This window comes from Fictibacillus arsenicus (assembly GCF_001999465.1).
Classification (GTDB): domain Bacteria; phylum Bacillota; class Bacilli; order Bacillales; family Fictibacillaceae; genus Fictibacillus; species Fictibacillus arsenicus.
In genome coordinates this window covers 33665-57010 of sequence record NZ_MQMF01000007.1, presented here as the reverse complement: position 1 = coordinate 57010, position 23346 = coordinate 33665, and the positions used below count along the sequence as shown (strand labels likewise).

The following is a 23346-nucleotide window of genomic DNA, read 5'->3' as shown; positions in this document are numbered from 1 at the left end:
TTTTGAACTTTTTTACGCCGCTCGTTTTGGCGACTTTATTAGGTTATCATGCCGCAACCCTTGTTGTCAACAGCTTTCTCAAAAAACTTTAAATCGTTTTAGATAAGCAATTAACACGTTAGTATTCCTTGCGACGAAGAATAATATACCACCATTTTCGCTCTTGTACAATAGTTTTCCTTAAAATAATTAAACATTTTTTTATCAAACAAAACCGGCTTAGAGCTAATTACAATATAGGCTAAACCATTAACTTTTAAACACAAGATATTGTGAAATGGCAATTGCGCTGTCAGCACCTCATTTATCTTTCTCAAAATAAAAACAATTCATTCCTGTTTAAACAAAAAAACCAGCACTAGACTGCTAGGCTGGTTTTTAAGATATTATTTCTCTGAATGGCGCATTTGCGGGAATAACAATACGTCACGTATAGATGGTGAATTCGTTAATAACATAACTAAGCGATCAATACCGATTCCAAGTCCGCCTGTTGGAGGCATACCATATTCAAGCGCCTCTACGAAATCTTCATCCATCATATGAGCTTCATCGTTTCCTTCAGCACGTTCCTTTAATTGCTCTTCAAAACGTTCACGCTGATCGATCGGATCATTAAGCTCCGAGAACGCGTTCGCATGTTCGCGCCCTACGATAAATAGTTCGAAACGGTCAGTAAAGCGCGGATCCTCTGGATTCTTTTTAGCAAGAGGAGAAATCGCAACTGGATGTCCGTATACAAATGTTGGCTGAATGAGCTTTTCTTCAACAAAATGCTCAAAGAATTCATTTACAACATGTCCATAAGACATATTATCTTTTACTGGTACGTTATGCTTTTTAGCTAGTTCGCGTGCTTCTTCATCTGACATTTCCGGCCAGAAATCTACACCCGCTGCTTCCTTAATAGCATCGACCATATGAACTCTCTTCCAGCGAGGCTTAAGATCTACTTCGTAATCTCCATACTTTACAGTGGTTGAACCAAGCACATCTTCAGCAATATGAGCGATCAGGTTTTCAGTCAGTTCCATAATATCAAGGTAATCTGCATAAGCTTCATACAATTCGATCATTGTGAATTCCGGGTTATGGCGAGTAGATACACCTTCATTACGGAATACACGGCCGATTTCATAAACCTTTTCAAGACCGCCGACAATCAGACGCTTTAAGTGAAGCTCGATCGCGATACGCATGTAAAGCTCCATGTCCAACGCATTGTGGTGTGTAATAAACGGACGGGCAGATGCGCCTCCAGGAATAGAATGCATCGTTGGTGTTTCAACTTCCAAGTAACCATGGTCATCTAAGTAACGGCGCATAGAACGAATAATCTTTGAACGAGAGATAAAAGTTTCTTTTACTTCCGGGTTCATGATTAGATCGACATAACGCTGGCGGTAACGCTGTTCAACATCTTTTAATCCGTGGAACTTATCTGGAAGAGGACGCAGAGATTTAGTTAAAAGCTGAAAATCTTTTGCTTTAATAGAAAGTTCTCCGACTTTTGTTTTGAATACTAATCCTGTAACCCCTACCCAGTCACCGATATCAATAGTATTAAATAAATCATATTGATCTTCGCCAACTGCATCCTGTCTTACGTAAATCTGGATTTTTCCAGTTAAGTCCTGAATATGAGCAAAGCCAGCTTTACCTTTTCCGCGCTTAGTCATAATACGTCCAGCAAGAGTTACTTCGATCTCCTGACTGTCCAGTTCTTCTTTTTCAACTTCTCCGTATTCAGTTACAAGATCAGAAGCTGTATGAGTGCGGCTGAACTTTGTACCAAACGGATCCAATCCTTTTTCTGTTAGAGAAGCTAACTTTTCGCGCCGCACACGCAGCAAATCATTTAATTCTACTTCTTGACTCATGGGAACACTCCTACCTTTAGCAGTTTTGGATATCTATTATGTTATAAGTTAAATTTTCTCCCGCCGGTACTTGAATACAAATTAATGTATTTAAAGTTTTACCGATGGCGGCTTTTGCAATTGGGGAATGAAGAGAAATCATATTGTCACGGGGATCCGCTTCATAAGGATGAACAATCGTATATGTGTATCTCTCTTTATAGACGGTTTCCTCTATTGTAATGGTTGAACCGGCTTCTACAAAATCTCCCGCTTCTCTTACAACTGGCCAAGTAGCAGAAGATGATAATACACTTTCTATCTCTTCCATCCGGTTCATTATGAATTCTTTTTCCGGTGAATTCCGGAATTCCTTTTTACGCTTTTTCAGGGATTGCAGTTCTTTCTCAAGCTTCCTGGTGCCTTCTTGTGTGAGTTTTAGCATTTTCATATGCTATTCCCCCAGTTTTTTAATAAAAGAAAACACCGGCTGCTGTTTTGACCAATTAAGCAAACAACAGCCAGTCATCTGATGATCTGGCTGTATGTCACTATGAATCAGCTAATTTTTTGCTGTATTTCTTCCACTTGATCTACGTAATTGAACAATAACTTGTTCATGTTGTCACGTGTTGTCATCTGGTTAATTTCATTTCGAACAGATCCAGTCTTCGGTAATCCTTTAAGGTACCAAGCTGCATGTTTTCTCATTTCTCGAACTGCAACATCTTCGCCTTTAAGCTCGATCAAACGATCCATGTGGAGCATGCAGATATTCATTTTTTCACGGGCATTCGGTTCAGGAAGAATCTCTCCTGTTTCCAGGTACTGAACGGTGCGGTACAGCATCCAAGGATTTCCGAGAGCCGCTCTGCCGATCATTACACCGTCAACGCCATATTTATCAAGACGTTCTTTAGCTTCTTGAGGCGTTGAGATATCACCATTTCCGATTACAGGAATCGAAACATTTTGTTTTACTTCTTTGATGATGTCCCAGTTAGCTGTTCCTTCATACATCTGAACACGTGTACGGCCATGAACCGCTACTGCTGCGCCACCTGCACGTTCAACTGCCTGTGCGTTTTTCACGGCATAAATGTGATCTTCATCCCATCCGACACGCATCTTTACTGTAACCGGCTTCTGAACAGCATCTACTGTTGCTGCTACCATCTCATAAATCTTGTCTGGATCAAGCAGCCACTTTGCTCCTGCATCACACTTTGTAATTTTAGGAACCGGGCATCCCATATTGATATCAATAATATCGGCATTTGTATGCTTATCTACATATTTAGCCGCGGCTACTAATGATTCACGTTCTCCACCGAAAATTTGAAGGCTTAACGGTTTTTCACGTTCATCTACATATAGCATCTTCAGCGACCTTTCATTTTCATAAAGAATTCCTTTGTCACTTACCATCTCTGCACACACAAGGCCTGCTCCGAATTCTTTTGCGATCAGACGGAATGCAGGGTTGCACACACCAGCCATAGGGGCAAGGACAACAGGGTTTTTCAAAGTAATATCACCAATTTTCAACGTACATATCACCTCGTTTCAATCATTTATTTATAAAATCTATCTGCTTACTGTAACTCTTCAACGTTAATGCTGAATTGATTCGCTATTTTATGGAGCAAATCTACTTTGGGCTTTCGGCTGCCCCTTTCCACCTCGCCAAGTACCGATACCGAAATACCAATATCTTTAGCAAGCTGCTCTTGCGTATAGCCTTTTAATTTTCTGAACGCACGGATGCGTCTTCCCAGTCGGTCTTCTTCCATATGCGTACACCTTCTTTATCTCTTTGTTCGCAAAGGACTTGATGTAAAGAAATTGTTTTATCCGGATAAACGTCATCAGGAGCAATTTCGCTAAGAGGTATCAGAACAAATGCCCTTTCAAGCATACGTGGATGCGGAATTTCTATATCTTCCGTCTGTATACTTACACTATTATACAATAAAATGTCAAGGTCTATTGTTCGAGGTCCCCATTTTTGAACTCTTTTTCTATCCAAATCGTTCTCTACCTGTTGCATTTTACTCAATAATGCCTGTGGAGAAAGACTGGTTTTGAGTTTTATGGCTAAATTCAAAAAGAGTGGCTGATCAGTAAATCCTACTGGATCTGTTTCATATATAGAAGATACACTCTCTATTAAAACTTCTGGATATCTGCCAAGAAGCTGTATTGACTTTTTTAGCAGCCCTTCCCTGTCTCCCATGTTTGAACCGACAGACAAGAAAGCTGTATTCATTTGCTCCATTTAACTGCGCCCTCTTGTAATTTCAACAGCAACCGAGTCATAATGCCCCGGGATCGGAGGGTCTGGTTTTATTACTTTAACCGTTGTTTCATCGACAGAAGTGAACTTTCCGAGTAGAGAGGCTGCAATGCTTTCAGCTAAAGACTCTAAAAGTTTGACCGGGTCCCCCTCAACGATCTCCTTTACTGCATCATAAACTTCTTTATAGTTAACCGTTTGATCTAGTTCATCAGTAATTCCCGCTCTTGAAAGATCCATCGACAGCGTTACATCTACGTTGAACCGCTGACCGAGCTTTTGCTCCTCAGCAAAAACGCCGTGATAGCCATAAAATTTCATGCCGGTCACATACATTTTATCCATGGCTCTCAGCACCTTTCCCAAGCATAATATCCATCATTTTAGCCATTCTGCTCATTTCTTTAACATCATGCACACGTACGATCGAACAGCCTCGTTCAATTCCAAGGCAGACTGTAGCCCCTGTTCCTTCCATACGTTCATCAACTGGAAGATCAAGTGCTTTTCCGATCATCGATTTTCGGGAAGTGCCTAGCAATACTGGATAGCCCATGTTTGTGATTTCATTCAGCCTTCTCATTGTTTCAAGATTTTGCTGAAAGGATTTTACGAACCCGATACCTGGATCTAGTATAATATTCTCCGGCTTTACGCCTGCATTTACAGTTATTGCTATACTGTGCTCCAAATCAGCAATCACATCAGCCATGAACTCCAGATAGTTGGTGTCGAATCGGTTATGCATTAAGATCACAGGGACATTTGTTTCGACCATGACACGCGGCATCTCAGGATCCAGTTTAGCACCCCATACATCGTTGATGAGATGAGCACCAGCTTGAACAGCTTGTTTTGCTGTTTCTGCCTTATACGTATCGATTGAAATCGGCACATCAACTTCCTTTTTCAACGCTTCAATGACTGGGATGACACGCTCCAGTTCTTCTTCGAGCGTTACTGCTGCTGCTCCAGGTCTAGTGGATTCACCGCCAACATCGATAATGTCAGCCCCGTCTCTCACCATCTCTTTTGCATGGACGATGGCTTGCTCAATCCGGTTATGATGTCCGCCATCTGAGAAAGAATCAGGAGTTACGTTCAAAATCCCCATCACATATGTTTTTTTCGAAAAATCGAGTACGTATTCTCCGCACATCAGTTTAGGCTGGTTCATGATCATTTCATGCATAGACTATCTACCCTTTCTTAAACCCTTAAATCGTTCGGCGTCTATTATTCGTATCTTCCGTGTATTTTGCTTTTAGTCTTTGAAAAAGCTGCCCGTTCGCACCAGGAAAGTGCTTTTGTTCGAACCGGTTTACCGGGACAAGCTCCTGAATTGAATTTGTCAGAAAGACTTCATCCGCATCATGAAGTTCATTTATTTTATAATTCCCCGTTTCAGAAGGAATGTTCAATTTCTCTGAAGCATTTAATACCCATTTTCTTGTAATGCCGTTTAGAATCCCTGTTGATAATCCCGGAGTAAACAATGTTCCATCTTTATACCAAAAGAGGTTAGAGACTGTGCCTTCGCTGATGAACCCTTGTTCTGTCAAAAAAACACCTTCTTGTCCTGCTGGATCCTTAAGCTCCCTTTTACCAAGTATGCTGTTTAAGTAGTGATGTGATTTCAGCCTTTGTTTGCCCTCTGGAGTGTTGCGGACGGTCTTGAGCAGGACCAGTTCTTTCGCTGAAATTATAGATTGCGGAAGCGGCTTCGTAAAAAGAATAACCGCAGGATTTTCATACGGATCAGTTTGCAAACCTATATCTCCGTTGCCAGCTGAGATGTTTAAACGAAAATACGCATCATCCAGTTTGTTTTTTTGCAGAAGGGTTCGAACCATTTTTATAACATGATCTGTATTTATTACTGCATTAATATTTAATTCATCTAGTGCTTCGTGAAGCCTTTTCATATGCTCATCAATCAAATAAGGGAAGCTATTATACGTTCTAAACGTTTCAAATGCTCCAAGACCATACATAAAACCGTGGTCAAAAGGTGAAATTACAGCCTCTTCCATCGGTAGAACTTTTCCATTTATATAGATGTACATACATTTTTGCCTTTATAAAAATCAATGAAATTTCTTAAAAGTTTCTTTCCGTCCTCCGTTAAAATGGATTCAGGATGATATTGCACTCCTTCTATCGGAAGTTCTTTATGGCGGATTCCCATAATTTCGCCTTCTTCTGTCCAAGAGGAAATCTCAAAGCAATCGGGCAGTGTTTCTCTTTTAACAATGAGTGAGTGATAGCGCGTTGCAGGAAATTCCTGCTCTAAGCCTTCATATACTGTTTTTCCGTCATGAAGAACTGGAGAAACTTTGCCATGCATCAATCTGTCTGCACGTATTACGTCTCCGCCAAAAACTTGGGCGATTGCTTGGTGTCCAAGACATACGCCGAAAACAGGAATCTTCCCTGCAAAATACTCAATCGCTTCTAAACTGATGCCCGCTTCATTTGGTGAGCATGGTCCAGGTGATATCATCAGGAATTCCGGATTTAACTGTTCGATCTCTTTAATCGTAATTTCATCATTTCGTTTTACGACTAGCTCCTCACCCATCTCACCTAAATATTGAACCAGGTTGTACGTAAAAGAATCATAGTTATCAATCATTAAAATCATCTCGTCTCTTCTCCTCTCATGTGCTGTGTTATACCAAAATTGACCCGAGCTCACTTTGCTCTTTGGCACGCCACAGCGCCTCTGCTTTTTTCAAACTCTCTTCATATTCACTTTCCGGTACCGAGTCAATGACAATACCCGCGCCTGCTTGAACGTGCGCAGTTCCATTTTGACAAACCATCGTGCGTATGGCGATATTCATTTCTGTATCGCCATTAAACCCGATCCATCCGATGCTTCCTGTATAAACGCCTCTTCTGACTGGCTCAAGCTCTTCAATGATCTCCATCGTTCTCACTTTTGGCGCACCCGTAATCGTTCCACCGGGGAATGTCGCTTTGATGCAATCGAACGCATCACATTCCGGACGCAGTTTACCAACTACATTTGAGACGATATGCATGACATGTGAATACCTTTCAATCACCATGAACTCGTCCACTTTAACTGATCCGTATGCTGAAACCTTTCCAAGATCGTTTCTCTCAAGATCAACGAGCATCACATGTTCTGCACGTTCTTTTTCGTTTTCGATGAGCGTATTCGCGAGCTCCAGATCTTCCTCTTCCGTTCTTCCGCGCGGTCGTGTACCTGCTATGGGCCTAGTGCTGATCTCATCACCTTTTTTCTTTACTAATAGCTCTGGAGAAGCACTTACCAGCTGGAAATCAGGTGTTTGTAAATACCCCATATAAGGTGAAGGATTAATTCTTCTTAATTCCTCATATATGCTAAAAGGCTCCGTTTGCAATGCTTTGGATTGGCGCACAGACAGATTTACTTGAAATACGTCTCCATCAGAGATATAAGACTGAATCTTTTTGACCGCTTCAACAAAAACATCCTCGGTCATAGATACGTGCTTAAAGTCTTCATCGTTTGAAAAACTCTGGTCAAGAACTATTGCAGACTGCGGAGAACTAGGCGTTTGCCACATTTCCTTAAAAGCACGCAGCTTGTCCAAATGATAAGGATCTTCTTTTTCTTCACTTAAGACGATAATCCAAAGCTTGTTCGTCTCATGATCATAAACGAATACATCTTTAAATAATAAAAAGTATAAATCAGGCAGTCCGAGGTCATCTTCTGATCGTGCTGGTAGTTTCTCGAATTCACGAGTCAGGTCATAACTTAAATATCCGATTGCCCCTCCTGTAAAGTCCGGCAGATCAAGAATTGGTTCGATCTCAAAATGCTTAAACCATTGCTGAAACTCTTTGTAAACGGGTCCCTTCTTTATTGAGATCCCATCGTCTGTTTTTACCGTTAAAACATTTTCTTTTCCAGAAACCTCAGCGAATGGAGAAAATCCGATAATTCTGTACTTTCCTGTTCTTCCGCTCTCCAATAAAACATGACGCGGTTCGGTTGCTGACAACGTTTTATATTTAAAAAACCACTCTTCTTTTGAAAGCGGAATATTAGTATGCAGCACATGCCATTTCTTGTTCTTCCCCATAAGGTCACTCTCCCAAAAATCTTCTGCTTACATTGTACATGAGGTGTTTCAGTTTGGCACACCTTTCTGTCAATTTCCTGCATTTTCAAATGGGCTTGTGAATGATTTACTGCCATAGGAGTGGTTGATTTCCGCTCAGGTTGCTCTCTTTCCGCGGGGCGTGCGGTGAGCCCACTCGTCGCTTTGCCCACTGAATGGTCTCACCTGTCCCGCTTCATGGAAGTATCCTTGCTCCTGCGTCTACAATTAATTGCTAAGGATGTGAGCTTCCTCGTCGCATGCCTAGCGAGAAGCTTCTCATGTGGTAGGCACGCACCTTCCGCTCCAATCAACTTTCAATGAAGTATCTTCGAAAAAAAACATTAGCAACAATCATTAGTAAATAAACAACGACTTATATATAAAAAAAGCCCCCTTAAGGGAGCGGTCATGCTAGTCTTCGAATTGGTAAAGCGGTGTACTTAAGTATCTTTCACCGTTACTTGGTATAACAGCGAGTACCTTTTTTCCTTTTCCGAGTTTTTTGGCTACTTTTAATGCAGCGGCGATTGCGGCACCTGAGGAGATGCCTCCTAATAACCCTTCTTCACGTGCTGCTCTTCTTGCCCATTCAAATGCTTCATCATTTGAGATCGTCAAAACTTCATCGTAAATATCTGTTTTTAAAATGTCAGGAACAAAACCTGCTCCAATTCCTTGAATCTTATGCGGTCCTGGTTTTCCACCTGAAAGAACAGGAGAATCAGTCGGCTCTACAGCGTAAATTTTCGCATCCGGATATTTTTCCTTTATTACCTCACCTGCACCCGTAATCGTCCCGCCTGTGCCGATGCCTGACACAAATGCATCAAGACCATCAGGAAATTGTGCAATGATTTCTTTTCCGGTCGTATTTTTATGAACTTTTGGATTTGCCTCGTTTTTAAATTGCTGCGGCATAAAATAGCCTTTTTCTTTTGATAGTTCTTCGGCCTTCCGGATCGCTCCTCCCATTCCTTCAGGACCAGGAGTCAATATAAGTTCTGCTCCGTATGCTCTTAACAAGTTCCGTCTTTCCATACTCATTGTTTCAGGCATAACAAGAACGGTTTTGTATCCTTTTGCAGCTGCCACCATCGCTAATCCAATTCCCGTGTTTCCGCTTGTAGGCTCAACGATCGTGTCACCTGCTTTTAATTTGCCGCTCTCCTCAGCGTCTTCGATCATTGCTAATGCAATACGATCTTTTACACTGCTTCCTGGATTCATAAATTCTAATTTCAAGTACACATCTGCCATATCATCTGTTGTTAAGCGATTTAATTTCACAACAGGGGTTTGACCGATTAAATCTGTAATCGACTGTGCCACACGTGCCATTTGACATCACTCCTAAAACCGAGTATTTTTATTGGATTAATTGTATCAACTTTGGAAATAAAGTGTCAATTTAAAAGCCTGTGATTTCCGTCCTATTACAATCGTACGCTATAAAATCATTTTCATGTGTAAATCAAAACCCGGAAAGATTCCGGGTTTAGGATTTTGCTTGTTCAAGCAAAGTTTGAAGTTCTTCTTTTGAAAAAACATAGGTTGCGTTACAAAATTGGCAATTTGTCTCCGCTTGCCCGTCTTCTTCAATAATATCTTTGATTTCTTGTTCTCCAAGACTTACAATCGCTTGGCCGAAACGTTCGTGTGAACATGTACATTGGAAGCGTACAGGCGACTTTTCTAAAATTTGAACCTGATCTTCTCCTAATAGCTCAAATAAAATTTCCTCCGGTGACATTCCTTTTTCGATTAAACGAGAAATAGGAGGTATTGCATTTATACGTTCTTCTAAAAGATCAACAATACTATCAGAAGCATTCGGCATTACCTGAATGATAAAACCGCCAGCTGCTTTGATGGAATTGTCCGGATTTACAAGCACTCCAACACCTACTGCAGAAGGAACTTGTTCAGAAGAAGCAAAATAATACGTAAAGTCTTCGCCTAGTTCACCTGAAACCATTGGTACTTGTCCTGTGAATTTTTCACGCATACCAATATCCTTTAAAACAGATAGATATCCATTCTTTCCTACAGCTCTTGCCACATCAAGTTTCCCTTTGCTGTTTAAATCAAAATGAGTCTGAGGATTCGTAACATAACCGCGTGTTTCACCCTTTGTGTTGCTGTCAACAATGATAACACCGATTGGACCTCCGCCTTCAATTTTAACTGTAATTTTATTATCTTCGCCTTTTAGCATCATACCCATCATGGTAGTAGCAGTCATTGCTCTCCCTAGTGCTGCTGATGCGGTCGGCCATGTATTATGCCTTTGCTGCGCTTCACTTACCATCTCTGTTGTAGAAATAGCATAAGCTCGAATTTGCCCGTCGAATGCAAGGGCCTTAATTAAATAGTCATTCATTATAACTCATCCTTTTAGCCGTTCTTGTTTTTATCGTAAATAAGCAATAGACCTTTTAATGTTAAGAAAGGATCTACATGGTCAATAACACTGCTTTCGGCTGCGATCAAATTCGCAAGACCGCCTGTTGCGATTACAGTTGGCTCAACCGTTGATTGTTCCTTCATTCTTTTTACAATACCCTCTACTTGTCCTACATATCCATAAAGAATGCCAGCTTGCATAGCATTAACTGTATTTTTCCCAATCACACCTTCAGGTTTTGCGATCTCGATACGCGGAAGCTTAGCTGCTTTCGTGTAAAGCGCTTCTGTAGAAATATTAATTCCTGGGGCAATTGCACCACCCATGTATTGTTTATTTTCATTAATGTAGCAGTAGGTTGTGGCTGTTCCAAAGTCGACAATGATCAATGGAGAATCGTATTCATGAATGGCAGCAACTGCATTCACAATACGGTCAGCTCCAACTTCTCTTGGATTTTCATACTTTATATTCAGTCCTGTTTTAATACCAGGACCAACAATCAGCGGACGCTGATTAAAATATTTTAAGCACATACGCTCTAATGCGAACATGATTGGAGGAACAACAGAGGAAATAATGATTCCTTCTATTTGTTCTTTATTAATATTCACATGCCGGAACAGATCGAGTATCAGCATGCCGTATTCGTCTTCTGTTTTTTCACGTGATGTATGAATTCTCCAATGGTGCATAAGTTCATCGTTCTCATATAGCCCTAAAACAATATTCGTATTTCCGACATCAAACACAAAAATCATGAATTTGTCCCCGCTTCTTATCTTAAGTTTCTATAATAGTTATAACATAAAACGTATAGGAGTAAAGTAACGCGGCTTATTGAAGTATTTGTAGAGTATTCATTGGTGCTCTTGAATGTCGTTGATTTCCACTCCAGGTTGCGCGCTTTCCACGGGGCGAACGGTGAGCCTCCTGCCGCGTTGCGCCAATAGGAGTCTCCACCTGACCGCTCGTCCCGTAGGACAAGGAAGGGTTCGGCAGCGATACATCGCACGAAGAAAATTTGAAGTTCAATTTTCGAGGAGTCGGCAACCTTCCGTTACAATCAACTTTTCAATGAAGAAAAAGAGAAACATCAACAGCAATAACCCCTTAAAACATCCTTCTAAGCGAAGTTACTAAGCTAAATAACTTCAGTAATAACGAAAGATCTTTGATAAATAGACTCTCCTCTTAATGGTTGGTGTTTCATTCTTTCCCTCCACTGACAAGTTGATTGAAGTGAAAGGTGCGAGACTCCTGCGGGACAAGCGGTCAGGTGAGACACTTTAAGGCGCGTAGCGGCAAAGGGGCTCACCGCCTGCCCCGCGGAAAGCGAGTACCTGTAACGGAAATCGACTGCTTTCAAGACCCACCACTATGAAATCAAACAGACTTACAAAAAAAAGGACACCTCAAGATTTGAGGCATCCTTTTGTAAAAATTAATCTTGTTTTGGTTCTTCTTCATCCTTTTTGTTAAGAGTAACCTTAACATCATCAGATGGTTTAGAAATCGTCTTTTTGTCAGGAAGCTGACCTGTTTTAACAAGTTCTTTGATTTGTTCTTCATCAAGCGTTTCAACAGTAAGCAATGTCTGAGCAATGATTTCTAACTTAGAATTGTGTTCTGTAAGAATCTGACGGCAGCGCTCATAAGATTCTTTAATGATGCGCTGTACTTCTAAATCAATCTCATGCGCAATTGCATCACTGTAGTTTTGCTCATTGTTGAAGTCTCTGCCTAAGAACACTTGGCCTCCTTGAGAAGAACCAAACTGCATTGGTCCAAGACGTTCACTCATACCAAACTCTGTTACCATGCGGCGAGCGATGCCCGTTGCACGCTGGAAGTCATTATGAGCACCTGTACTTACTTCCTTGAATGTAATCTCTTCGGCAACACGGCCTCCAAGCAATCCAACGATCTTATCTTCTAATTCTGGTTTAGTCATGAAATAGCGATCTTCTTTAGGGAGCATAACCGTATATCCTCCGGCTTGGCCACGAGGAACAACTGTTACTTTATGAACGGTATCGGCACCTTCAAGAACGAGACCAATTACTGTGTGACCAGCTTCATGGTAAGCCACGATGTTCTTTTCTTTTTCAGAAATAACACGGCTCTTCTTGGCAGGACCTGCGATTACACGGTCAATCGCTTCATCTACATCGTCCATATCGATCTTTTTCTTGTCAGAACGAGCAGCAACTAATGCCGCTTCGTTTAATAAGTTTTCAAGATCCGCACCAGAGAAACCTGGTGTACGCATCGCGATCGTTTTTAAATTAACATCTTCTGCAAGCGGCTTATTGCGCGCATGCACTTGAAGAACTTCTTCACGGCCTTTTACATCTGGGCGGTTAACCGGAATCTGACGGTCAAAACGTCCCGGACGAAGAAGTGCCGGGTCAAGAATATCAGCACGGTTTGTTGCTGCAATGATGATGATTCCTTCATTCGCACCGAAACCATCCATCTCAACTAGCAATTGGTTCAGCGTCTGTTCACGTTCATCGTGACCGCCGCCAAGACCGGCACCACGCTGACGTCCTACAGCATCAATCTCATCAATGAAAATGATACAAGGAGCGTTTTTCTTTGCGTTCTCAAACAAATCACGGACACGTGAAGCACCGACACCGACGAACATTTCAACGAAATCAGAACCTGAGATCGAGAAGAACGGAACGCCTGCTTCACCTGCTACAGCACGTGCAAGAAGTGTTTTACCGGTACCCGGAGGTCCGACTAAAAGAACACCCTTAGGAATACGCGCACCAAGTGCAGAGAATTTGCGCGGATCTTTCAAGAATTCAACAACTTCTACAAGTTCTTGCTTCTCTTCATCCGCTCCAGCTACATCTTTAAACGTAACTTTTTTCTTTTCTTCGTTATAAAGTTTCGCTTTGCTTTTCCCAAAGTTCATTACACGGCTTCCGCCACCCTGGGCTTGATTAAGCAAGAAGAAAAATAAAATAAAGATAATGACAAACGGGATAATTGATGTAAAGAACGTAACCCAGCCGCTCGTCTGTTCCTGCTGTTTGAATTCAACATTTGCACTATCTGCAAGCTGTTCAATTTCAGCTAGTGTATTGCCGGTTAACGGAGCATTCGTCTGGAATACTTCTCCTTCTTTCGCTCCCTCCAGCTTTCCTCGGACAACATAAACGCCACCCTCTGGCTGGTAAACAATGCTTTCTACTTTACCGTCTTCAATGTACTTTGTCAGCTGATCATAACGGATTTCTTTTACTTCATTGTTGTTGCCGTTGAAAAAGCTGACAACTCCAACTACAACTAAAAAGATTAATAAATAAAATATAGTATTACGGAAGATGCGATTCATTCCTTACCTCCTTAGGCGAACAATCAAATCTTATGCGGTTTTTGTTATTCTTACTTTTCGTAGATCTCTGGCTTTAATACGCCAATGTAAGGCAAGTTGCGGTACTTCTCGATATAATCCAAGCCGTAGCCGACAACAAAAGCATCAGGAACGATAAAGCCAGCTAAATCCGGTGTAATATCTACTTTTCGTCCTGTTGGCTTATCTAACAATGTTACAATCTTAACCGTTTTGGCCTTGCGTGCTTTAAACAAGTTAACCAAATAGCTAAGTGTCAATCCACTGTCAATAATATCTTCTACAATGATTACGTCTCGACCTTCTAATGAAGTATCTAAATCTTTAACGATTTTCACTTGACCGGAAGAAACGGTAGAAGCTCCATAGCTGGAAACAGCCATTAAATCGATCTCAAGGTGGATATCCATTCGTTTAATCAGGTCTGCCATAAAAGGTAATGCACCTTTTAAAACTCCAATTACTAATGGAAAACTGTCCTTATATTCCTCTGAAAGCTCTTTTCCAAGTTCTTTAATTTTCCCTTGAATGGCTTCTTCAGATATAAGTGTTTCTAAAATTTCATCATGCATAGTTCAACAAGCCTCCTAGACGTCATGGCGATTTTTTTGAAAGCGTAAGATAACCCACTGTTCAGAATGATTTAAAGATTTGCGTCCAGTGTGTTTCAGTCCGGGAAGCCAAATTATTTCGCCGTTTGCATTAACAACGACTGGCCAAACTTTCCGTTCTTCCTGTGCCACTTTAGCATCAATAAATATATCTTTTAATTTTCGCGTACCGACGCCGGCAATCGCCATCCGGTCACCTGGTCTGCGGTTTCGAACTCGTAAAGGGAGACTTACATCATTCGTTGAGAACACATAAACATCTTTCCCTCTAATTGAAGCTGGTTCACAATCCGTTATTTCAGCAGTTAAAATTCCAATCGGCACTTTTGCTATGCCAGGCAGATCCATAGAAAACTCATATGATGGTTCTTCATTTTTTACCGGCTCAAAACTTAACGTACATCTGTCATAAGTTCGGCTGACAAAAAGACCTGACGGAAAATGCAAAAATCCGGATGGATGCTCACTTCCGAGCAAACTAAGAAAGTTTTCCTTATGTACAGAGGAAAGAGATGAAGGATTTAATTTATACAGATAGTTCAATATTAGTGTAATCCCTCTTTTTTGTAAAGGAATAGGCATCTTGTTAAATGCAGATACAGATAACTCTATTTTCCCCTCTGTTTTAACTATTAAAACCTTTTCTAACTCTATTTCAGCCTGATGTAATATATACGCTTCATCTTCTGTAATGGTTTCACTTAAATGCTGAAATCTTTCATGAACATTTGGATTTTCCTGCTTTAAAAAAGGCAGCACTTTTTTTCTGAATCTGTTCCGTACATATTTTTCGCTTTCGTTCGACGGATCATAAACAGGATAAAGATTTTCTACTTTACAATAATGCTCGATTTCGGCTTTCGTTATTCCTAAAAAGGGCCGAATAATTTCTCCTTCTGCAAAAGGACGTTTCACGGGTATTCCTGCAAGACTGTACCCTTCGCTTCCTCTAGTCATCCTCATCAGCATCGTCTCTATTTGATCATCACCATGGTGAGCGAGTGCAAGAACATTTGCTCCGTGCTTCTTCATCACCCGCTCAAAAAAATCATACCTGCATGTTCTGGCCGCTGTCTGAAGTGAGAGATGATTCTCTTTTTGATATTCTGCTACATCTGCTTCTCCGCCTTCAAACGGGATGTTTCTTTCCGTGCAAAACTTTGCGGTATTTGCAAGTTCACGAGCGGATTCTTCTCCTCTAAGCTTATGATCAAAGGATGCTGCAATCACCTCAATACTGTACACGGCTGACCTTTTCCATAGAAAATGAAGCAAAGCTAATGAATCTGGTCCTCCGGAAACGCCAACAACAACTGTTTTCGCAGATGAAAGAAGCTGGTGCTTTTTAATGAAATTTTCAACTTGCTGCAACCTAACCCGCTCCTTCACACCGATTCTCCTTAAAATCATATCAAAGAATGCTGCTGACTTACACTCTTACATCGTCTGACCAAGCATATAAAATAAATAAACGACAAAGACAAAAGTAAATACTAAAAAAGTTTCGGCTATAAAACTTTTCTGTTTCTTTTTTTGTGACTGCCTTGTCTGCTTTTGTACAACTGACTTTTGAACTGCAGGATTTTTATTCTGCTGAACCGTACGTTTATCTTTTTCATTTAATAAAAGCACAAGTTCATTTCTCATTTCTTCAGCATATCGATACTTGCCGTTCCATGCCTTCTCAAGAATATGTGTGTAAGGTCTAAGCATGGGACTGTTTTTTCTTAAATCCTGCATCTGTCTGTCAGGATCACTTTTTTTCGTAAAACGTGCTGGATAAGCCAGGTTAACCATCACCATTCCAGCTGAAAACAAATCATAAGCAGGCTCCGCTTTTCGTGAACCCTTCCCCCAATACCCCCGATCAAAGAATTCTGTGTATTCTTTTATTGACCGGTCCATGACAGTTGTGCCGCCAACATCAATCCATCTTATCCGGTATGGGGGACCGGTAACAAGCAGGTTATCAGGCTTTAAATCACCAAAAGCCCAGCCCGCCTGATGAAGCGTGTGCAAATCCGTTAAGAGCTGAACGAGCAAAATTCCCGCCCATTCGGAAGATTTCGGCCTCATAAAATCAAAAAGCGTCTCACCTTTTAGATATTCCATCGCATAAAACGGATATGTTCCGCTTCTAGTCTGCCAATCATCAACATCGATTAAAGAAGGTCCAAGGACTTTCCCCTGGACCTTAGAAAAACGCTTCAGCACATTCACTTCTGATGTAATTGACATCTGGTCATGACCAATCTTTAAAGCAACCGTGCCGTTAATAGAATCAGCGAGATACACCGCGCCCGTTGCACCATAACCTAAACGGCGGCGTATACGATAAATTAAATGATTCCATTTTCCGCGAATTTCTTCTCCTGCAGCTAAGTTACATACCGGACTCTTCGATATATCCTGGGGCATCATCGGACAAGAAGCTCCTTTTCGAGGATCGTTTACGAGTGAAAGCAGCGATCCCTTCTTTTATTGCCGGGCCTGTTGGTGTAATTCCGCCTAATGTAAGCTTTGAAAAGATTTTGCCGATCGAATCTAATTTCGAAGACCAGCTTAATAATTCTTCCACTTCTTTCTTTTTTCCGGGGAAGGCAAAAATCGAAAACTCATTTTCACCAATTCTCGAATTTAGCGAGATAGATAGATCGAGCAATGATTCCTGAACTGTCAGCATCTTATCTTCCATTGAACCGGATGCATCTATTAATACCAATACTTCGAGGTTCATAGTTTCTCCCATTTCGTCGACTACTTCAATCACCTCTCCGCGTTTATCCGGAGGAAGATCATCCATCGTAGATTTGTTCCCGAGGATTTGCTGCAGCTCAGCGTTTACGACACCTTTAATCGTTTGGGCCATCGCTTTTTGCGTTACCATCTTTACCGTTTGTGCCAGCTGCTTCGTATAAACGACCTGACTGATTCCGCCTCCAGCCATCGCTATGTCTTCTACTTCTTTTAATCCTTGTCTGTGATACTCAGGCGCATTTTCATTCAATACACCGATTACATTTACTGCAATGCCTTGTTCATGAGCAAGTGCCGCCATCGCTACTGGATCTTCACCTTGATTTGAACACCCGTCTGTAATCAGCAGAATCTGCCTTAACGTTCCTTTTTTACGCATATCTCTAACACCTCTCAAGTACGATTTTTAACGTATTACCATCATCGTCAAAAAGGTCTCGGAATATACGTTTAGAAGGACTTTATGCACATAAAAAAGAGGAATGACTCAAAACGAAAAACGTTTAAAGCCAAGCCTCTTTTGATTAGCTATTAAGTAAATATTGTTGCTTAAGAAGATGTTGATTTCCGTTCCAGGATGCTCGCTTTCCGCGGGGCGGGCGGTGAGCCTCCTGCCTTTCTTCAGAAAGTAAATATACTTATTTTCGAGGCAGCCTCTTATTCTAATAAACTATTGAGCTTTCTTTCTGTTTAAGTTTACTTTCGGGTAATGAGGAACTGTTGCCCATTTCGGAATATTTTTTTCGATCTTCGTAACCGCTACTGTCATGTCGTCCTCGATCCCGTTATTTCCTGACCGGATAACCTCCTCCATAATAAGATCTGCTATTTCCTGAGGATCGTCTGTATCGATTTCTCTTATTTTCCGTTTTAACCATGCATCAATATTTTCAATGTGACGAGGTGCTTCATAGATTCCGTCACTCATCATAATCAGAATATCTCCGGCTTTTAACTGCTCGTCCACAACATCTACGTCAAAATCCTGAATGATGCCCATCGGCAGGTTGCTTGCTTCCACTGTTTTTACTTGGTCACCGCGTTTAATAAAACTTGGAGTCGAACCGATTTTCAAAAACTTAGCAGATGCATCTTGCAGGTCGATCATAGCCAGATCAAGCGTTGAGAAGATCTCGTCTGTTGTTCTTAATGATAAAACGGAATTTACCGATTTGATCGCGACCTCTTCTTCAATACCTGATTGAAGAATTTTTTGCAGCAGCTGAAGGGTTTCGTTGCTTTCTATGAATGCACGTTCGCCGTTACCCATTCCGTCAGCTATAGCTACAGCAAATTTACCTGCGCCAATTTCAATTGTCGAGTGGCTGTCTCCAGAAAGCCACGCTCCCCCTTTTGCCGCTGAAGCAATTCCTGTTTCCACCACATATTCTCTTGCTGAATGGAATGACAGGTGACAGAATCCAGTTGCATAATTGGCACATTCCTCATGAGTTACAAGAATCGTCTCTTCCAAAATATCGGATAAAATCGGAGCGATAAGTTTCTCTGCAATTCCAGAATGGTTGCAAAAAGGAATCGTCATCTCGATATCAACGTTAGAAGCTTCCAAGCTGTAAATATCAACATGTCCAACATCAATTCCTGCTTGGAATAAAGAGTCTTTAATCTGTTCTTCTTGAATTTGATGATTTTCCTGTTCCCGCTGAATTTCTTTTGCGAAGTTCCCCATGACTTGAGAAACACCCATAAGCTGATCCGCGACAAGTCTGCGGCTTTCTTGAACTTGAATTTTTAATTTTTGGCTTGCTTTATATTGTGATAGTTCTTGTTTCATTAAATCTGTTACTTTTTGTGGTTTAATACAATGCTTTTCCCAATCACGTTTTAATTTCCGGTCTCTTATATCTCCGTAATCTTCTTGTTCGACCATGATCTTTGTCATTAAATCATAGGTGGATGTGAAGTTTTGAGCCCAGCATTGTTCTTTCTTAAAGCATGTTTGGCATGTTTTTTCTGTAATATTACTTAAAAATAAATCTACTTCTCGCGAGCTTTCTTCTTCATTCAAAGATAAGCCAACTGAACCGAATGAATGGGACAGCGCCTGGAATAGAGAAGAAAATCTTTCAACACGGCTTGCTGTCACATCACGAATCTTTTTTAAGTATTGCTGCTGCTGCATGGAATGCTCTCTTGTACCCGGAACATATTTTGAAATATTGCTTATCGCTGTTTTTGGTGTTAATAGAAATAGAAGAATCGCAAAACCAGATTCCATCAAAGTAGACGTAATTTCTGCCCTGCCTTCACCATACAATCCGATCAATACAGTTCCGATGATAAGCCCTAAGCTTACCCCGAATCTCTTCCCTTCTCTTAAAAGTCCTCCCAGCAAACCGGAAAACGCCAGCAAGCTCATTTGAGACAGACTAGCTACTTGAGCAAGACTAAGAATTAAACCAGTCACTACACCAACGGTAGAACCAATAGCTGCGCCGCCAACAAAAGCAAACAAAAGTACGAGATAACGGGATACGACATGTTCAACAGAGACATCATTAATTTGCCAGCCGATTGTTCCTGTCATTACCGAGGCGAGAAGGATCATCAAACATACGATCTCTTCATTCTTCAGTGACTGAGGAATCTTCTTATACGTTAACAAAGGAATGGATTGAAGGAAGATTAATGTGAGGACTAAGCTCAGTCCTCCCTCGACAAGAGCAAGCATGGTGTCGACCCGTTCAAGTCCCCCTTCCCCAAATAAAGAAAATAACGTTCGGGATATCAAGCTTGATCCGAATACCAATAGCGGCAAACTTTGAATTCTATTTTTTATAAATAGATCTGTTCCTCTTTGCAGACACGCATATACAAGCAGGGCACTTATGAAAAACAAGGCATTGATCGGCTGATGTGTCATCGCGCCGGCCAGTACGGCAAATACGGCAATGCCTGTCCTTTCTTTTCTTAAGACAAATACACTCGCTGCAAAAGGCAATGCAAATGGAGCCATTTCAGCTAAAATCATAGCTCGTCCTAACAAAAAGCCAATTCCAAACAACAGCATTCTCCAATTAAAAATGCTCTGGTTCAAAATCTGAAGCCACCTCTTACTTGTCTTATAAACCGCCTGCTGACCTTTTTCTACCCACACCATGCCTCTAATCGGTTCGAGTACTTCTTGTTCTACCTTCTGCCACATCCCATACACCACCCGTTTCCAATTTGTGTAACCATTATAAACAGGTTTAGAACAAAGATTTTGTCAAAAGAACAATGTTTGCTAGAAAAACTTCTCGACGGTCTTCCCCACCATTTCACGAAAGAAAAGCAAAAGAGGACAGCATTCGTATAAAAATAAAAGCTTAAATCTTGAATTAAAAGAGATTAAGAAGAATTATGATGAAAAATAAATGGTTAATTATTAAATAAAACGGGGATTTTATTTGAATATATTTTTTAGGCATAAAAAAAGAGCGCCACATGCGGGCGCTCTTGAATATTTTATATGTAAGTGTCAAAAAATGGTAGCGGCGGAGGGAGTCGAACCCACGACCTCACGGGTATGAACCGTACGCTCTAGCCAGCTGAGCTACACCGCCATTTGTAAAAGACACAAGTAGTATATTACAAGAATCCTATATAACTGTCAACGGTTCTTTTCAATTTTTGTCGAAAAAGTTTTTTTATTCTTGTAGTTTAAACAAAAACAAAGAAGGTAGTTGATTTCCGCTTCAGGATGCTCGCTTTCCACGGGGCGTGCGGTGAGCCCCCTAGGCTAAACAAGCCTGCCGTGGTCTCACCTGTCCCGCTGATCCCGTAGGAGTCTCGCACCTTACGCTCCAATCAACTTGTCAACGAAGTTAAAAAACGATTCAAATGCACAACCTCTAGAAAAAAATGTAAAAAATAAAAGCACCCTAATGAATAGGATGCTAGCCATATATAGATGAATGAGCATTAAAAATGCATCAATTATCCTCTTCGGCCGCCGCGGCCCCCTCTTTTTGATTCAGTACTACGCTTTAAAGTAGTGAGTCGGTCTTCACTATCCTTAAGGAACTTACTCATCTTATCCTCAAAAGATAATGCAGTAGGATGATTATTTCCGCCGCGATTTGGACCTTTGCGAGATTTGTTGAATCCGCCTCTGGATGGTGCAGGTCTAGTGGAAGCAACATTTTCCTTTGCTTTCTTAATAGATAGACCGATCTTTCCGTCCTTCTCGATGCTCATAACCTTTACTTCGACTTGATCACCAACTTTAAGAAATTCGTTGATGTCCTTTACGTAATTATCCGCAACTTCGCTAATATGCACGAGTCCTGTAGTACCCCCTGGCAGCTCAACAAACGCTCCAAAATGAGTAATCCCAGTAACTTTCCCTTGCAACTTGCTGCCTACTTCAATTGACATGCAAAAAATGCTCCTCCTTAAAAAATCTCAAAAGATATCAATACTTATTATACATTCGAAAAAATCTGCGTGTCAATGAACGCTTCTTGCTTTATTCTGGAAGTTTAAAGATTGTTTCACCAGGCTTTGACATAAAAAAGTCGCGTCTGGCGATTTCCCCAATGTATTCTTCGTCTTTTAGTTTATTCACTTCATCTTTAAGTTGTGACTTTTCTTGTAAAAGAGCTTTATATTCTTCAGTCAGCTCTTTTTGTTCCGTCTGTTTTTCATTTAAAAGGGAGAGTTGCTCTGCAATACCCGTAATAATTAAAAAAGCAAAAAAGGAAAATACGATAAAAGCCCCCGTTAAACGCCTGTATAGTCCGCGTTTACGTTTAGCGATCACCTTCTCATGGCGTTCTTTATTCTGGATGTATTGTGAGTGAATCTCTGTTATCTTCTTTTGGCGCATTTGTTCGCTCTTCCCCTCCTTTACTTCTTTTTTCCCTTCCAATTGCTGACTTTATTCTTCATCGAATTAAAAAACCCTGCAACTTTTAAATATTTCTCTTTTAAATTATACCATTTTTGTTTTGGAATGAAACGCCATACAAGCCTTCCGATCCATCTAAAAGGAGAAAAAAGAATTTTTAATAAAACAACGGCTATTCTTTGTAAAAGCTTTAATACATATAAAAGAATACCCGTAATAATCATAATCAACCATTTTATCGGCACCACAAGTAAACTGTTAAACAGATTGTATAAAAAGCGGAAAATTGCTGCAGCTGCTGAAACAAACCATTCTAGTACCTTTTTATATAGGTTTTCTAAAAGTGCACGATAAGCAGCATAACCGCAAATTAAAGCTATAAAAATATAAAAGCGAATCTCCGCGTGATTAACATGAAGAAGAACATAAAAAACCAGCAAAGCCTGTACCAGCCAAAAAAGAAGGTCATTTAAGAAATGAAGCCAGTGCCACTTTCGCTTTTCATGAATGAACCGGCTGTAAGTATCAACAGCCATGCCGATCCATATCCCCATGAAAACCATAGCCAGCATTGTTTGAAACTGTACGGTTAACGTCATTTGAACAATTTGCCGAAGAAACCTTTATTCTTTTCACCGGTTTGCTGGTCAAGGTAGACAAGATCGAATACTTTCCCTTCGATATTCACTACACCAGATTCGACATCAAGGTTTTTCATCTTCAAGTTTGTCCCGCGTATCGCCAGGAAGCCCATCGTTGTTTCAAGAAGAAATTCTTCATTATCAAAACTTTCAACCTGCTTAACACCTGTGATCTCCAGATTCTTACGGCCTATCATTCTTACATCATGATTTGGAGTGCTTACTTTTTGATTATAGTTGTTATTAAAATCATATCGTTGGTCCATACATTCCCCTCCTCTATTCTATACAAATGTATGAAACAAGCTGGGGGAATAGAACAAGCTATGATGAATCAAAAGAGTTGTTTTTTGAGTCAGTAGTATTTTTGTTTTGGATGTTTTCTTTTTATCCTCCATGTAAGTTGATTGAAGCGCAAGGTCCGAGACTCCT

23 protein-coding genes and 1 tRNA gene are annotated in these 23346 nt (G+C 40.8%); all 24 read right to left on the bottom strand.

Annotation, left to right across the window (positions count from 1 at the left end; all coding sequences use genetic code 11):
- Window positions 1–386: 386 nt before the first annotated feature.
- Window positions 387–1880, bottom strand: a complete 1494-nt coding sequence (lysS, locus tag UN64_RS18760) for a lysine--tRNA ligase (protein ID WP_077365643.1) — start codon at window positions 1878–1880, stop codon at window positions 387–389.
- Between the two features lie 16 nt (window positions 1881–1896).
- Entirely contained in the window at window positions 1897–2310 is a 414-nt protein-coding gene (locus tag UN64_RS18755; protein WP_077365641.1) for a GreA/GreB family elongation factor, read from the bottom strand.
- A 107-nt stretch (window positions 2311–2417) separates the two neighbouring features.
- Complete coding sequence (gene dusB, locus UN64_RS18750) at window positions 2418–3407, bottom strand: tRNA dihydrouridine synthase DusB (protein WP_281249490.1); 990 nt, start codon at window positions 3405–3407, stop codon at window positions 2418–2420.
- 47 nt (window positions 3408–3454) lie between these two features.
- Entirely contained in the window at window positions 3455–3652 is a 198-nt protein-coding gene (locus tag UN64_RS18745) for a helix-turn-helix domain-containing protein (RefSeq protein ID WP_066238222.1), read from the bottom strand.
- Window positions 3604–4128, bottom strand: coding sequence for a 2-amino-4-hydroxy-6-hydroxymethyldihydropteridine diphosphokinase (gene folK / locus UN64_RS18740; protein ID WP_077365647.1), 525 nt, complete (start codon window positions 4126–4128; stop codon window positions 3604–3606). The genes UN64_RS18745 and folK overlap by 49 nt, the downstream gene beginning before the upstream one ends.
- Window positions 4129–4137: 9 nt before the next feature.
- Window positions 4138–4500, bottom strand: coding sequence for a dihydroneopterin aldolase (gene folB, locus UN64_RS18735; protein ID WP_077365639.1), 363 nt, complete (start codon window positions 4498–4500; stop codon window positions 4138–4140).
- On the bottom strand, window positions 4493–5347 hold the full coding sequence (gene folP, locus UN64_RS18730; protein ID WP_425590130.1) for a dihydropteroate synthase: 855 nt from the start codon (window positions 5345–5347) through the stop codon (window positions 4493–4495). The genes folB and folP overlap by 8 nt, the downstream gene beginning before the upstream one ends.
- Before the next feature lie 25 nt (window positions 5348–5372).
- The gene (gene pabC / locus UN64_RS18725) at window positions 5373–6221 is read right to left on the bottom strand and encodes an aminodeoxychorismate lyase (RefSeq protein WP_077365637.1); all 849 of its coding nucleotides are present in this window, start codon (window positions 6219–6221) and stop codon (window positions 5373–5375) included.
- A complete protein-coding gene (pabA, locus tag UN64_RS18720) occupies window positions 6206–6799 on the bottom strand; it encodes an aminodeoxychorismate/anthranilate synthase component II (protein ID WP_077365635.1) in 594 nt (197 codons plus the stop codon). The genes pabC and pabA overlap by 16 nt, the downstream gene beginning before the upstream one ends.
- A 28-nt stretch (window positions 6800–6827) precedes the next feature.
- Window positions 6828–8258, bottom strand: a complete 1431-nt coding sequence (locus UN64_RS18715) for an anthranilate synthase component I family protein (protein WP_077365633.1) — start codon at window positions 8256–8258, stop codon at window positions 6828–6830.
- A gap of 432 nt (window positions 8259–8690) precedes the next feature.
- The gene (gene cysK, locus UN64_RS18710; RefSeq protein WP_077365631.1) at window positions 8691–9617 is read right to left on the bottom strand and encodes a cysteine synthase A; all 927 of its coding nucleotides are present in this window, start codon (window positions 9615–9617) and stop codon (window positions 8691–8693) included.
- Between the two features lie 157 nt (window positions 9618–9774).
- Window positions 9775–10659: an Hsp33 family molecular chaperone HslO gene (hslO, locus tag UN64_RS18705; protein ID WP_077365629.1), complete on the bottom strand. Its 885-nt coding sequence runs from the start codon at window positions 10657–10659 to the stop codon at window positions 9775–9777.
- Between the two features lie 14 nt (window positions 10660–10673).
- Window positions 10674–11444, bottom strand: coding sequence for a type III pantothenate kinase (locus tag UN64_RS18700; RefSeq protein ID WP_077365627.1), 771 nt, complete (start codon window positions 11442–11444; stop codon window positions 10674–10676).
- 683 nt (window positions 11445–12127) lie between these two features.
- Window positions 12128–14035 (bottom strand): ATP-dependent zinc metalloprotease FtsH, encoded by a 1908-nt coding sequence (ftsH, locus tag UN64_RS18695; protein ID WP_077365625.1) that lies wholly within the window; start codon window positions 14033–14035, stop codon window positions 12128–12130.
- A gap of 50 nt (window positions 14036–14085) precedes the next feature.
- A complete protein-coding gene (gene hpt / locus UN64_RS18690; protein ID WP_066285441.1) occupies window positions 14086–14625 on the bottom strand; it encodes a hypoxanthine phosphoribosyltransferase in 540 nt (179 codons plus the stop codon).
- Between the two features lie 15 nt (window positions 14626–14640).
- Entirely contained in the window at window positions 14641–16035 is a 1395-nt protein-coding gene (tilS, locus tag UN64_RS18685) for a tRNA lysidine(34) synthetase TilS (RefSeq protein WP_245802085.1), read from the bottom strand.
- Window positions 16036–16101: 66 nt separating this feature from the next.
- Window positions 16102–17085, bottom strand: a complete 984-nt coding sequence (locus UN64_RS18680; protein ID WP_077365621.1) for a serine/threonine protein kinase — start codon at window positions 17083–17085, stop codon at window positions 16102–16104.
- Window positions 17048–17800, bottom strand: a complete 753-nt coding sequence (locus UN64_RS18675; RefSeq protein WP_077365619.1) for a vWA domain-containing protein — start codon at window positions 17798–17800, stop codon at window positions 17048–17050. The genes UN64_RS18680 and UN64_RS18675 overlap by 38 nt, the downstream gene beginning before the upstream one ends.
- A gap of 291 nt (window positions 17801–18091) precedes the next feature.
- Window positions 18092–20587 carry a stage II sporulation protein E gene (gene spoIIE / locus UN64_RS18670; RefSeq protein WP_077365616.1) on the bottom strand — a complete coding sequence of 832 codons (2496 nt, stop codon included), beginning with the start codon at window positions 20585–20587 and terminating at the stop codon, window positions 18092–18094.
- A 323-nt stretch (window positions 20588–20910) separates the two neighbouring features.
- Window positions 20911–20987: transfer RNA gene (locus tag UN64_RS18665), tRNA-Met, on the bottom strand.
- Between the two features lie 373 nt (window positions 20988–21360).
- Window positions 21361–21801: a S1 domain-containing RNA-binding protein gene (locus UN64_RS18660; protein ID WP_066285431.1), complete on the bottom strand. Its 441-nt coding sequence runs from the start codon at window positions 21799–21801 to the stop codon at window positions 21361–21363.
- 91 nt (window positions 21802–21892) lie between these two features.
- Window positions 21893–22252: an FtsB family cell division protein gene (locus UN64_RS18655; protein ID WP_077365614.1), complete on the bottom strand. Its 360-nt coding sequence runs from the start codon at window positions 22250–22252 to the stop codon at window positions 21893–21895.
- Window positions 22253–22272: 20 nt separating this feature from the next.
- Complete coding sequence (gene yabQ, locus UN64_RS18650; protein ID WP_077365612.1) at window positions 22273–22872, bottom strand: spore cortex biosynthesis protein YabQ; 600 nt, start codon at window positions 22870–22872, stop codon at window positions 22273–22275.
- On the bottom strand, window positions 22869–23180 hold the full coding sequence (gene yabP / locus UN64_RS18645) for a sporulation protein YabP (RefSeq protein ID WP_066285426.1): 312 nt from the start codon (window positions 23178–23180) through the stop codon (window positions 22869–22871). The genes yabQ and yabP overlap by 4 nt, the downstream gene beginning before the upstream one ends.
- Window positions 23181–23346: the final 166 nt, after the last annotated feature.